Raw genomic sequence first — 12689 nt, forward strand, 5'->3', positions numbered from 1 at the left:
CGTGGCAAAGAGTGTGAATCACTAATGACACGAAACACCAACCGATCCCTCGGAAACCGGTTCGCGACTGTCGCTGTTGGCTCCGTGGGGAACGACTCCAGAGGCGGAACGAACGATGTCGTCCCACCGATCCACCTCTCCACTACGTTCGGGTGGGCCAGCGGGGCGGAATCGAACGAACACGACTACTCCCGCGAGAGCAACCCCACGCGGGCAGCGCTCGAAGAGCAGTTAGCCCGTCTGGACGGTGGCGACCATGGACTCGTGTTCGCCTCGGGGATGGCCGCCATCTCCACGACGATGCTGACGCTGGTTCCGCCGGGTGGGCATCTCGTCTCTTCGGACTCCATCTACGGCGGCACCGAAAAACTGCTCACGGAACTCGCTGCTGATCACTTCGGCATCGACGTCGACTTCGTCGACGCCCGCGACCCCGGGCGGGTCTCCGCAGTAGTGGATTCGGACACCGACTTGATCTGGGTGGAGACGCCGACCAACCCCCTGATGCGGCTATGCGACATCGAGGCGATAGCCGACATCGCCGACGACGACGGCGTCCCGTTCGCGGTGGACAGCACCTTCGCGAGTCCCTACTGTCAAGCCCCGCTCGAACTGGGCGCCGACATCGTGGTCCACAGCACGACCAAGTATCTCAACGGCCACTCCGACTCGACTGGTGGGGCGGTCATCACGAACGACGACCGAATCGCCGAGCGGTTGGGGTTCGCCCAGCAGACCGGCCTCGGAAACGTCCTGGCGCCCTTCGACTGCTATCTAGTGTCTCGAGGCGTGAAGACGTTACCGGCACGGATGGAACATCACGAGGAAAACGCGATGGCGGTTGCACAGTTCCTCGAGAGCCACGACCGGGTTTCCAGCGTCTACTATCCGGGTCTCGCGAGCCATCCACAACACGGTCTGGCGAACCAGCAGATGTCGGGGTACAGCGGAATGCTGTCCTTCGAGTTCGACGGTACGCCGCTCGAACTCGAAGCGTTCCTGGAGGGCCTCGACGTGTTCACCCCAGGCGCCAGCCTCGGTGGGGCAGAGAGCCTCGTCGAACTGCCGTCGTTGATGATCCCCGACGAGGCGAGTCATGGCGAGGCGACCGCTGCGATCCCCGAGACGTTGGTTCGGGTATCGGTCGGCCTGGAAGACGCCGACGACCTCCGGGAGGATCTCCGGACGGCGCTACCGTAACCGCCTCACCGCAGCGACCCGAACGACGGCCGCCACGAGAGCAGTGCGACCGTTACCAGAAAGACCACGGTCGAGACGTCGTAGGCGTACGTCGTCGTCGCCACCGCGACGAACGACCCGCCGCCGAACACCGCCGTGCCGATGGAGGCGACGATGGGCCACGAACAGGAGAGACAGGAGAACAGTCCCAGCAGCCCCGGTGCTGCCGATCCGGCGGCGTCGATGACGGTGACGTAGATCAGGTACGCGAGCGCGAGGTAGCCCACGACCCGGGCGGGCATCAGGATGAGTCGGACGAACTCGCTTTTGAAGATGAGTGCCGGCCCCCACCCCGGCGGGAGCCAGAGCACCGAGAAGCCGGCGACGTAGTCGAAGCTTTCGGGGATGCCGCCGGCGACGAGGCCACCGGTGTACGCCAGCAGGGCAAAGTAGCCCACCGCGACTGCCGCCGCGCGGCGCTTGGTGGAACGGCCCGCCGCTGGAACGTCTGTTCGGAAGAACACCCAGAGCGCGGCGTTGATCCAGAGCAGGCCGTAGAGAGCGAATCGCGGGCTGTCGACCGTGCTCGTGTGGCCGAACAGCCAGTAGCCGGTCAGCGCCATCACTTCGGCGTAGAGCACGCCGGTCCAGAGCAGGATCGTCCGTGGCGCCGGGAGGTCCTCGGCGTCCGGGAAGGAGCGCGTCGCCATCGTCAGAGCGCGAGCGTGTCGAGCACGACCGCGAGCAGTACGCCGCCCAGATAGGCGTTCGAGGCGTGGAACGCGCGGAACGCCGCGGCCTCGGTGCGCTCGAAGTGGAGGCGGACGACCGTCCAGAGGAACAGCGCCGCCAGCGCGACGCCGAAGGCGACGAACAGCCAGTCCAGCCGGACCATCAGCGCGAGCGCGGCCGTCGCCGCCAGCGTGGCGCCGAGGTACCAGAGGATATGCCGGCGGGTGGTGGTCTCACCGCGCACGACGGGCATCATCGGGAAGCCGCCGGCCGCGTAGTCGTCCTTGTACGCCAGCGCGAGGTTGTAGAAGTGTGCGGGCGTCCAGAGGAAGACGATGGTCGCGAGGCCGAGGCCGCCCCAGCCGATCTCGCCGGTGACCGCCGCCCATCCGATCAGCGCGGGAAGCGCGCCGGCGGCGCCGCCGATGACGGTGTTCTGGACGGTGTTGGGCTTGAGGATCAGCGTGTAAACCACACTGTAGAACGCGATGGCGGTCAGGCCCAGTACGCCCGCCAGGAGGTTGATCGAGGCGAACAGGCCGACCGAGATGGCTGCGAGCGTCAGGCCGAAGGCGACGGCGTTGCGGACGGGCACCAGATCAACCGCCAGCGGGCGGTCGCTGGTGCGCTGCATCCGGCGGTCCACGTCGCGTTCGAGCACGTGGTTGAACGTGCCCGAGGCGCCGATGGAGAGCGCGCCGGCGACGAGCGTCTTGGCGACGACGGGAACGGTGAAGTTCTCGCCGCCGGCCAGCGCCATCGCCGCCGAGGCGACCAGACAGAGCAGCCACATCAGCCGGGGCTTGGTCAGGCGGGCGTACGCCTGCAGTTTTGCCTTCGTTCGGGGCCAGCCCGGTTCGGGCATCGCCGCCGAGGGAGCGTCGTCGATCGGCGGCAGTTCGTCGTCGAGCGGGTCGGTCGGCTCGTCGTCGGGGTCGCCGGTCGCATCCTCCAGCGCCCACGCCAGCGCCGCGAGCACGCCGCCGAAGATGGCGACGCCGAGCGCGAGGTGGATCGTGGAGACGTTCGCGGTCGGCGTGACGGCGGTGGTGGCGATGACGGCGCCGACGCCGGACTGGAGCGGGAAGAGGGCAAGCGCGAACAGCAGCGCGCCCTTCACGCGACGGGACTCCTCACGGCGCCACGCGACCACGGTGGCAGCGATGAGCAGCAGGCCGGCGCCGAGTGCGCCGATCCGGTGGCCCATCGCGAACCAGCCGTCGGCGGAGGTCGGGAGGGCGAGACCGCCACCGCAGGCGGGCCAGCCACTACAGGCGGCTGCTGCGTCGGTTATCGCCGTCGTCGCGCCGACGGCGACGAGGAGGTACACCCCCATCGCCGCCGCCGCGAGCAGGCCGGCGAACTGGCGGTCGGAACTCACTACCAGAGGTTGCGCGCCGCGCTACTTATCGGCTTCGCGTCGGGCGCGCTCGTGGGAACCGAGCCAGCCTATTTAGGTGTCGAGGAAGTCGGTGAACGAATCCGGCTACTGGGTCTGTAGGCGGTACCCACTGATCCTTCCGCTACGTGCCTTCGCGCCGTCGCCGTTGGCTCCGGCGACGACCAGCCCTACCCACGGCGTTCGAGAATCCGGTCGACGATGTGACCGGTCGAGAGCAGTTCTTCCTCGTACTTGGGCTCCCGCGGGCCGGCGCGGGTCACCTCGCAGTCGATGCCCCGTTCGTCGAGCGCCGCCTGCACCGCCTCCTCGTCGTGGTGTTGGTCGTAGCCCAGCACGATGGTGTCCGGGCTGATGCGCTCGATTGGGACGAAGATGTCCGACTCGTGGCCGAGGTGGGCCTCGTCGACGGCGTCGATGGCGTCGACGACGTCCCGGCGCTGGCGCGCCGGCAGGACGGGCGACTCCTTGTGAGAGACGTTCGAACTCCGGGCGACGATGACGTGGAGTTCGTCGCCGAACTCGGCCGCCTCCCGGAGATAGTGGACGTGGCCCGGGTGGAGGATGTCGAAGGTTCCCTGTGCGACCGCGCGGGTGGGTTCGCTGTCGGAGGACTCGTCGGGGTCGTCGAGGGTCTCATCGCCATCGCCGCGGTTCATGACTCGTCCCCGTCGAGGCCGAGTTCGGCGTCGATGTCCTCCTGCGTGAAGTGGAAGAACTCCTCGCCGTCGTCCATCTCCACGTCGTACACCGGGAGGCTGCGGCGCTTGCCCTCGCGGTCGAGGGCAACCCAGTCCTCGCGACCGTAGGGGTGGCCGATGATGATGTGGACCTGCCCTTTGCCGAACGTCGCGAGGTCGGCCTGTGAGGGCTGGAGCACGCCGTTTGGGTGGGAGTGAACCGACCCGACCGAGGAGAAATCGTTGGGGATCATGTTGGTCTTGACCGTCGCGCTGACGGGGTTGGACTCGGTTCCGGGGACGATCAGCACGTCAGTCACGAGCAGGCCGTCGTGGTCGAGGCCGAACTCGGAGGCGGGTTCGCCCCGCAGCAGCCCCATGTACTCGTCGGGGTGAGTCTCGCGGGAGGCTTCGAGCGCGAACGTGAGCGCGTCGTCGGCGATGCCGATCACATCGCCCGACCGGAACAGTCCCATCTCTCCGGTACTCGGTGGTCCCGGCAACTAAGGATTCCGGGACGGGCCTGCCGGGGTCGCGGGCGCAAGCGAGCGCTCGGACGAGGGCAGAACTGGAAGACTTAACACTCGCGACGGCCGACTTTTCGGTATGAGCGATAACTCCGCCGGCGAGGACGCCGGCACCACCGAGGGCGGTTCGCCCTCGGACCGTCGGGATGTTCCCGACGACGCGACACTCGTCTACGACCTCGACGACGACTGCACCATCGACGACGTGGCCGAGGGGACCCGCTACCTCGTCACGGTCAACGGCGTCGTCGACTACGGCGTGTTCGTTGACGTCTCGGACACCGTCTCCGGGCTGGTCCACGAGTCCAGCCTGCAGGGCGACTACTCGGAGGGCGACGAACTGGTCGTCCGCCTGACCGAGATCCGGGAGAACGGCGACATCGCGTTCGAGGAGGTCGACCCGGCCGAGAACCAGGTTGTCAGCGTCGAACACGAACCGGAGATCACTCCCGTCGACGACCTCCGCCGCGGCGAGGACGCCACCGTCGAGGGCGAACTCACTCAGATCAAACAGACCGGCGGCCCGACCATCTTCCACGTCGGCGACGAGACCGGCGTCGTTGCCGCCGCGGCGTTCGAGGAAGCCGGCGTGCGCGCCTACCCCGAGGCCGAGATCGGCGACATCGTCCGTATGAGCGGCGAGGTCGGCCTCCACGAGGGCGTCCGCCAACTGGAGGTCGACGACGTGACCGTCCTTGAAGCCGAGAAAGCCGAGGCCGCCCGCGAGCGCCTCGACGAGGCCCGCACCGAGCGCGCCGGCCCCGAGTCGGTCGAGCCGATGGTCGAGTGGGACGCCTTCGAGAAGCTCCGACCCGACCTCGAGGATCTCGCGCGCTTGCTCCGCCGGACGGTACTGGAGGGGCGCCCGATCCGCGTGCGCCATCACGCCGACGGCGACGGCATGTGTGCCGCCGTCCCGGTCCAGCGCGCCCTGGAGAACTTCATCGAGGAGGTCCACGCCGACCCCGACGCCGGCCGCCACCTCCTCAAGCGGCTGCCTGCGAAGGCGCCGTTCTACGAGATGGAGGACGTGACCCGCGACCTCAACTTCGCGCTGGAGGGCCGGGCCCGTCACGGCCAACAGCTCCCCTTCCTGCTGATGCTGGACAACGGGAGCACCGAGGAGGACACGCCCGCGTACCGTAACCTCGCACACTACGACATGCCCATCGCGGTGGTCGACCACCACCACCCCGACCCGGAGGCCGTCAATCCCCTGCTCGACGCCCACGTCAACCCCTACCTCTACGACGAGGACTACAGCATCACCACGGGGATGATGTGTGTCGAACTCGCGCGGATGATCGACCCCGAAATCACCGACGACCTCCGGCACGTCCCGGCGGTTGCGGGCGTCTCGGACCGTTCACGGGCCGACGCGATGAGCGATTACGTCGCGCTGGCCGAGGAGGAGGGCTACGACCGCGACGATCTCGACGACGTGGGCGAGGCGCTGGACTACGCCGCCCACTGGCTGCGCTACTCCAGCGGCCACTCGGTCGTCAACGACGTGCTCAACGTCGGCTGTGACGACCAGCAGCGCCACGAGGAACTGGTCGAGTTCCTCTCTACCCGCGCCGAGCGCGACGTGGAGCAACAGCTCGAGGCCGTCGAGGAGAACGTCGAACACGAGACCCTCGAGAGCGACGCCCACCTCTACCGGATCGACCTGGATCAGTGGGCCAAGCGCTTCACCTACCCCGCGCCGGGGAAGACTACCGGCGAACTCCACGACGTGAAGGTCCAAGAGACGGGCGACCCCGTCATCACCATCGGCTACGGGCCGGACTTCGCCGTCCTCCGGAGCGACGGCGTGCGGCTGGACATCCCGCGGATGGTCGAGGAACTCAACGAGGAGCTGCCCGGCGCCGGCGTCTCCGGCGGCGGCCACCTCGTCGTCGGCTCGATCAAGTTCGTGAAGGGCCGGCGCGAGCAGGTGATCGACGCGCTGGTCGAGAAGATGGCCGACGCCGAGATCGACGAGGAACTCTCCTCGACGGCGGCGGCGCTGGACGACTGATCGAGGAATCGCTCCTCACTTCTCCCACTTTTCGACTGTCGCGAAGCTGAGCGACCGCTTCGCCACGAGGCCGGCGACGCCGACCGACGCCGCGGCCCCAGCGGCGAACAGCCACGTTCCCCCACCACCACTGCCACCTTCCCAATCCGCCGCGAAGCTCTCGCGGTAGAACGCGACCGGCTCGGGCCCGTGGAGCGCGAGCGCCACCTCGCGGTTCCGGGTCGCGCTGTTCTCGTTCCAGTTGAGCGAGCCGACGACCGCGAGGTCGTCGTCGACCAGCAGCCCCTTCGCGTGGATCTTCTCGTAGCGGTCGCCGGGTTCGGCGATTCGGGCGGTGAGCGGGGCGTTGTTGCGGTCAGCCCAGTCGTTCAGCCACGAGACGAGCGCCGCGTTCTCCTCGGCGGAGTACCACGCGCCGGAGAGCAGGACCCGCACCTCGACGCCACGCTGGGCGGCCCGGAGCGTCGCTCGCACAAGCGCGTTGTCCTGCCGGCCGAGCGTCGGCTGGAGTACGTCGACGCGGAACTCGGCGTCGTCGATGGCACGGACCAGCGCCGACTCGGCGTTGCCGGGCGCAGTCAGGAGTGTGGCGTTCCGCGCGTGAACGCGCTCGGGGGAGAACTCGGCCGGGTAGCTCCCGTTCGCGCTCGGAATTGGTTCGAACCGGCGGCCATCCCGGAACGACGACCAGGTCCGGCTGTCGGGCGCGGCGGCGTCCTCCCGGAACAGCGCGGCGAGCGCATCGGCTGTCGAGCCGTTTTCGGTGCGGACGCCCCAGCCGCGGCTCGACCGACCGCCGATGCCGGAGGGCTTCCAGTTCTCGGTAAGTACTAGTGCCCGGTCGTCAGCGACTGCGTATTTCGGATGGTGGTAGTTGAACCGCGAGGCACCGACGCCGACGACGCGCACGTCGACACCTGCAGCGACGAGTTGATCGAGCAGCCGGGCCTGCTGGGCGGAGATGCCGTCGACCGGCCCTGACTCGACCAATAGCCGGATGTCGACGCCACGCTCGCTTGCGTCGATCAGTGCGTTCGCGACGCGCTTGGAGGTGAACGTGTAGCCCGCGACAAGTAGTCGCTGATGTGCGCTGCGGAGCGTTTCGAGGGGAATGCCCGGCGAGTCCGGGAGGAGGAACGCGGTCGCGTTCGTCGGCCCGATAGTGACGGGATCGCGTGGATCGAGCCCGACGGGGCGCCACTTGTCCGTCGCTGGGCGGTATCGCTTGCCCTCCTCAGTCTCGCCATAGCGGACGCGGTGGACGACCGCGCCGTCGCGTCGTAGCACGACTGCCTCGCCGGAGTTGGACAACTCGAGACCTTCGCCGACGATTCTCGGGCGTGTGCCTTCGGGGCCAGTACCGGTGCCGTTCCGGATCTGTTCAGGGTCGTCCGTGACCAGCACGCGACCTGTGCGGTTCCTGAGACGGACGGTCGATTCACCGTCCGAGATACTCCAGTTCCCGGGTTCGGGAAGTCCGAGGAGTACGTACTCGCCCGCATCACCATCGCGGGCCGGGTCGGGATATATCTCGAGGATGGCCGCGGAACTGCTCGCGCCCTCATCGCTGGCGGCGACATCGGCGGCTCCCGGGCCTGCGACGGCAACGCCCGGGAGAAGCGAGAGAATCAGGAGCCCGCAGACGACGGCCCGCGCCGTGGCTACGGCGCTCGGCGTGAGCCGATCGGTCGGCGGCTGTTCTCGCGCCACGGGTTGGCTGGTCCCGTCATCACTTAAGAAGGCTCGGGCGTGCTACATCCCCATGTCTTCGGCCGGTTCGGGGACCGGGAGGTCGTCGACGCCGACCCCGAGCAGTTCGGCGGCGTGATCGAGCGCCATGTCGAAGCCGTAGTAGCGTTCGAGTTCGTCGCCGTCCGGGCCGGTTCGGACTTTCAACATGGCGTAGCCCTCGATGTTCTGGGCGATGGAGGCGGTCCGGCCCTCGCGTTGGATGTCGAGTCGGCGCTCGCCGGCTTCCTCGGTGTAGCGGGCGGTCACGTCCCCCGCCGTGCGCTCGGTTGCGCCCTCGTGGTCGCTCATGAATCGGGGTTTGCCCGCCCCGGAGTAAGTCCCATCGGTGTCGACGGCGCCGCGGTGCAGGCTTATACGCCGGGCGCCCCAAGCGCGAGTCATGACCGACCGCCGCGACCCCGAGGCGGAGGAGCTCCGGAGCCGCATCGCCGACCTCGAATCGACGCTGGTGGAACTCCGCAGGGAGTTGGACGGGGAGGGAACCGAGCAGCCGACGATTCCCCGGGGACTCCCCGGTGGCGGCCGACCCGCACCCCGGCCGCCGCGGCTCCGGGAGGTGCTCCGGTTCACCGAGGAGTACACCATCCCGACGCTCATCTCGGTGCTGGAGACGAACATCCGGCTCCTCCGCCTCGGCGGCGCGGCGCTGCGCGCGCTCGACCCCGAGCGCTCGGCCGTGCGGGAGGGCGGCGATAGTGCGGTGGGTCGCGCTATCGACGCCGGCCGTGGCTTCTCGACCGATCGGCTGGCCGACGGGCTTTCGGAGTTGAACGACGCCGTCGCGGGCACCGAGGCCCCGGATCCGGAGGCCCGGGAACTGCTCTCGGAGGCCGAGGAACTCTCCGCGGAGATTCAGGACCGACTGCGTGAGACTGGCCGGGAGCCGAGCAGGTCCGAGCGCTCCGAGGGGTCAAGCTCCGAGGACGATGCGGTCCATATCGACGTGACGCGTGGTACCGACGATACGGACGCGGGCGAGGACACGGACGAGAACGGGGAATCCGCCGACGCTCCGGAACCGGACGTGGACGCCGAACTCGACTCGATACGGGAGGAGGTACGGGGTGCTGCGGAAGATGAGGGAGGGGAGCCAGAAGACGACGCCGTCGAGAGCGGCGACGACGCCGACGGAACCGCGCCGGAGTAGCTACTCGACGGGCCGGAACCGGAAGCCGTCCCAGTCCTGACTCTCAGGCTCGCGGATACCCGTCTCCGGGTCCCGGAGTTCCTCGACGTGGAACGGCTCCACGGTGTCGCCGATGTCGACGTTCTCCTTCTCGAGTTGGCCCAGCGCGCGGACCGGTACCCCGTCCACGTCGAACTCCACGATGGCGAGGTGGTTCGGCTGTCGGACGCCGGGCGGCGTCGCCGTCGAGGTGGTCCAGGTTACGACCTCGGCGGTGTGTTCGCTGAGGTCGACGGTCCCGACTGGCTCCTCGCCGCCCGGGCCATAGGGGTGACCGGGGTAGGTGATGCTGCCGTCGGGGTAGCGGTACGCCGTCATCTCGGGGTCGGATTGCTGGTCGCTCATTCTGCCTCCGGGGTTTCGAGAATCGTGGTTGTCACGCAGTTGCCGAAGCCGCCGACGTTGCATGCGAGCCCGATTTCGGGGTCGTCGAGCTGTCTGTCGCCGGCCTCGCCCAGTAGTTGTTCATACACTTCGACGGCCTGTGCGACGCCGGAGGCGCCGAGGGGGTGGCCCTTCGACTTCAAGCCGCCGGAGGTGTTGATCGGCAGGTCGCCGTCGCGTTCGGTGCGGCCCTCCTCGATGGCCTTCCAGCCCTCACCCTTCTCGGCGAAGCCGAGGTCCTCGAACTGCAGGAACTCGAGGATGGTGAACATGTCGTGGAGTTCGGCGAACTCGATGTCTTCCGGCTCCCGGTCGGCCATCTCGTAGGCCTGCCGGCTGGACTCCACGACGCCGCGCATCGTCGTCGGGTCGGGGCGCTCGTGGACGACATGTGTGTCCGTCGCGCCCGCGACGCCCGAGACGACGACGTACTCGTCGGTGATCTCCCGGGCGACGGACTCGGGGCAGAACAGCATCGCCGCCGAGCCGTCCGTGATCGGACAGAAGTCGTACAGTCGCAGCGGGTCGGCGACGATGGGCGACTCCAGTACGGTGTCGAGGTCGACCGCCTTCCGGAACTGGGCCTTGGGGTTGTCGACGCCGTTCTCGTGGTTCTTCACGGCGACCTTGCCCAGGCTCTCCCGTGGCGCGTCGTACTCGTCGAGGTAGAGCCGCGCGGTCAAGCCGGCGAAGGAGGGGAGCGTGACGCCGTGTTTGTACTCCGCCGGGTGGGTCAGGGAGGCGATGACGTCCGTCGCCTCGCCCGTGGTCTTGTGGGTCATCTTCTCCCCGCCGACGAGGAGTGTGGTCTCGCTCGCGCCGGAGGCGACCGACTGCCACGCGGCGTAGATGCCGGCGCCACCCGAGGAGGAGGTCTGGTCGATCCGGGCTGTGTAGGCTGGCTGGGCGGCCAGATCGTGGGCGAGCATGTTCGGGACCCCGGTCTGGCCCTCCAGTTCGCCGCTGGCCATGTTCGAAACGTACAGGTGGTCGACGGCGTCGGCGTCGACGCCGGCGTCGTCGAGACAGTCCGCGCCGGCCTCCGCGAGCAGGTCGCGGAGCCACTCCCCCTCCCGGTCGCCGAAGGGGGTCATCGACGCGCCGACGATGGCGACTCGTTCCATATCGGGTGGCCGGCCGCGGGTCGCTTACGCGTTTCCCTTCGCGGAACACGAGCGATTTATGGCCGCCCCGGCGCCATCCCTGGACATGAACCCTCGAGAGCCTGCGGACGCCGGCAAGGCGGTCGCAGTCGTCGCCGCGCTGCTCGCCGTGGTGGTGTTCGCGCCGCTGCTGGTCGTCTCCGGCACGGGGAGCACGCTCGGCGCTTACTACTCGGCCGGCCCGTTCGGCCTCACCGCGGTCGGCCTGCTGGCCGTCGTCGCCGCCGTGGTCTTCCTCTCGGTCGGTCAGCCCCACACCGACGAAACGATGCTCTCGGGGGTCGGCGTCGTCGTCGCCCTCGGTGTGCTCCTGACGGCGGTGGCGTGGCTGCTCACCCTGGACTCGACGGTGCTGTTCAGTTTCCCCGCGGAGTACTCGTGGATCGAGAACCACCGCTGGGTCGTGCTCGTGGGCGCGCTCGCGCTGGCCGCGGCCTCGGGCCTGCAGGGCCGGACGGCGCTCTGACCTGACCGCGAGCGTTTTCTCCCCGTCGCGTCTACGACACCTGTGACCGACTGGCCGCCGGTAGATCCCACGGACGTAGAAGCCGTTGCTGAGCAGCGCGACGACGTCGTCGCCGCCGTCGCCGACCACGCCGGCGACATCGCCTACCAACTCGCGCTGCTGCAGGGCGGCGACTACGGCCGGACGACGTTCGACACGCCCGGCGGCGAGTGGACGGTGAAACACGAGGCGGGCGCCCTGGAGTTCCTGCTGTTCGACCCCAAGAGCGGCTCTGAAGTGTACGTCGTCTCCACGAAGCGCCAGCCGGACCCCGAGGACCTCGCCACCGCGCTCACTGACTACGCGGCGTTCGTCGAGGCCTACAACGACCACGTTGAGGAGGCCGAAGAGACGCTCGTTGACGTGCCCAACGAGTTTCCCGAGGCCAAAACCACCGAGACGGCCGTCGCGGAGCGTCGCCGCGTGCTCGGCCGCGTCGAGGAGGTCTGTAACCGCATCGCCGGCGAACTCCACCGCTTTGAGGGCGGGGAGTACGGCACCTACGCCGAGCGCATCGACGGCCTGCGCTGGGAACTCAACTGGGACCGCGACGGCGTCTCCTACCTCCGCGTCGGCGGCAGCGACGGCGTCTATCTGGTCTCACAGTACCAGCCACCCGCGGCCGCGGACGTGCGTCGGTTCGTCCCGAAGTTTTCGGCGTTCGTCGACACGTACAACGAACACGTCGACGAACTGGAGGCGACGCTCGAACCGGTCGAACTCTGAGGGTCGGCGAGGCGTCGTCGCCGTCGTCTCACAGTGCTGCGTGTGGGGATCTCTGTCCCGAAAGGGCCTTATGTCCCACCCCGCTATCCTGAGGTGGACTAGGTCGGGCGGTTAGGCCCCGCTCGTCACCCCCGAGATAGTCTTCAGGGGGGACCGAACCCCGGGTTCGTCCGGTCAGACCGGCACGGGCCTCGGGAGCCGACGTCGAAGCCTCGTCCTACGGGGACAGCGGTCCACGACGCTCGCCTGCAGGGGCGATCCGTCGTGGTTGATCGACGGTACCGGGTCAGGCGCGGAAGCGAGCAGCCCATCGTCGGACGCCCGTCGCTCGTAGGGCCGCGGGGTGGAGGAGGCAACCGAGACTACCCGCGTCGGAACGCCGGGCAACCCCGGGCGTCCGCCATTCATTTCGTTCTCTCACTGTCGAGCGACCGCC

At 68.6% G+C, this 12689-nt stretch carries 13 protein-coding genes and 1 other RNA gene; 6 read left to right on the forward strand and 8 right to left on the reverse strand.

The genetic code is table 11. The annotated features are described in order from the left end of the window. Nucleotides 1-24: 24 nt before the first annotated feature. Nucleotides 25-1200 (forward strand): trans-sulfuration enzyme family protein, encoded by a 1176-nt coding sequence (locus J2753_RS08840; RefSeq protein ID WP_209491569.1) that lies wholly within the window; start codon nt 25-27, stop codon nt 1198-1200. A 5-nt stretch (nt 1201-1205) separates the two neighbouring features. Here the strand turns inward: J2753_RS08840 and J2753_RS08845 are convergent, their stop codons facing one another. From J2753_RS08845 to J2753_RS08860, 4 genes are all read right to left on the reverse strand, one after another. Next, the gene (locus J2753_RS08845) at nt 1206-1889 is read right to left on the reverse strand and encodes a DUF7546 family protein (protein ID WP_245334549.1); all 684 of its coding nucleotides are present in this window, start codon (nt 1887-1889) and stop codon (nt 1206-1208) included. 2 nt (nt 1890-1891) lie between these two features. Beyond that, the gene (locus J2753_RS08850; protein WP_321168800.1) at nt 1892-3292 is read right to left on the reverse strand and encodes a heme o synthase; all 1401 of its coding nucleotides are present in this window, start codon (nt 3290-3292) and stop codon (nt 1892-1894) included. A gap of 188 nt (nt 3293-3480) precedes the next feature. Further along, nucleotides 3481-3969 carry an adenylyltransferase/cytidyltransferase family protein gene (locus tag J2753_RS08855; RefSeq protein WP_209491570.1) on the reverse strand — a complete coding sequence of 163 codons (489 nt, stop codon included), beginning with the start codon at nt 3967-3969 and terminating at the stop codon, nt 3481-3483. Further along, nucleotides 3966-4466, reverse strand: a complete 501-nt coding sequence (locus tag J2753_RS08860) for a Mov34/MPN/PAD-1 family protein (protein ID WP_209491571.1) — start codon at nt 4464-4466, stop codon at nt 3966-3968. The genes J2753_RS08855 and J2753_RS08860 overlap by 4 nt, the downstream gene beginning before the upstream one ends. Before the next feature lie 130 nt (nt 4467-4596). On the opposite strand from J2753_RS08860, the gene J2753_RS08865 reads away from it, so the two are divergent. Further along, nucleotides 4597-6537, forward strand: coding sequence for a DHH family phosphoesterase (locus J2753_RS08865; protein ID WP_209491572.1), 1941 nt, complete (start codon nt 4597-4599; stop codon nt 6535-6537). Nucleotides 6538-6552: 15 nt separating this feature from the next. Here J2753_RS08865 and J2753_RS08870 read toward each other — a convergent pair whose 3' ends face one another. Further along, complete coding sequence (locus tag J2753_RS08870) at nt 6553-8247, reverse strand: phospholipase D-like domain-containing protein (protein ID WP_209491573.1); 1695 nt, start codon at nt 8245-8247, stop codon at nt 6553-6555. 42 nt (nt 8248-8289) lie between these two features. After that, nucleotides 8290-8577, reverse strand: coding sequence for a DUF7111 family protein (locus J2753_RS08875; RefSeq protein WP_209491574.1), 288 nt, complete (start codon nt 8575-8577; stop codon nt 8290-8292). A 91-nt stretch (nt 8578-8668) separates the two neighbouring features. On the opposite strand from J2753_RS08875, the gene J2753_RS08880 reads away from it, so the two are divergent. After that, nucleotides 8669-9436, forward strand: a complete 768-nt coding sequence (locus tag J2753_RS08880; RefSeq protein ID WP_209491575.1) for a DUF7547 family protein — start codon at nt 8669-8671, stop codon at nt 9434-9436. Here the strand turns inward: J2753_RS08880 and J2753_RS08885 are convergent, their stop codons facing one another. Together J2753_RS08885 and J2753_RS08890 are read right to left on the reverse strand one after the other, a co-directional pair. Next, nucleotides 9437-9820, reverse strand: a complete 384-nt coding sequence (locus J2753_RS08885) for a nucleic acid-binding protein (RefSeq protein ID WP_209491576.1) — start codon at nt 9818-9820, stop codon at nt 9437-9439. Continuing rightward, nucleotides 9817-10983: a thiolase domain-containing protein gene (locus tag J2753_RS08890; RefSeq protein WP_209491577.1), complete on the reverse strand. Its 1167-nt coding sequence runs from the start codon at nt 10981-10983 to the stop codon at nt 9817-9819. Before J2753_RS08890 ends, J2753_RS08885 begins: the two co-directional genes overlap by 4 nt. An 85-nt stretch (nt 10984-11068) precedes the next feature. Between J2753_RS08890 and J2753_RS08895 the strand changes: the two genes are divergently transcribed. The 3 genes from J2753_RS08895 to ffs all read left to right on the forward strand — a co-directional run bounded on the left by J2753_RS08895 (nt 11069) and on the right by ffs (nt 12656). Next, nucleotides 11069-11488, forward strand: coding sequence for a DUF7548 family protein (locus J2753_RS08895; RefSeq protein WP_209491578.1), 420 nt, complete (start codon nt 11069-11071; stop codon nt 11486-11488). Between the two features lie 42 nt (nt 11489-11530). Then, nucleotides 11531-12253, forward strand: coding sequence for a hypothetical protein (locus J2753_RS08900; RefSeq protein WP_209491579.1), 723 nt, complete (start codon nt 11531-11533; stop codon nt 12251-12253). Nucleotides 12254-12344: 91 nt separating this feature from the next. Next, an RNA gene (gene ffs / locus J2753_RS08905) (signal recognition particle sRNA) lies at nt 12345-12656 on the forward strand. Nucleotides 12657-12689: the final 33 nt, after the last annotated feature.

Origin of the sequence: Halolamina salifodinae, assembly GCF_017874235.1 — an archaeon.
Classification (GTDB): domain Archaea; phylum Halobacteriota; class Halobacteria; order Halobacteriales; family Haloferacaceae; genus Halolamina; species Halolamina salifodinae.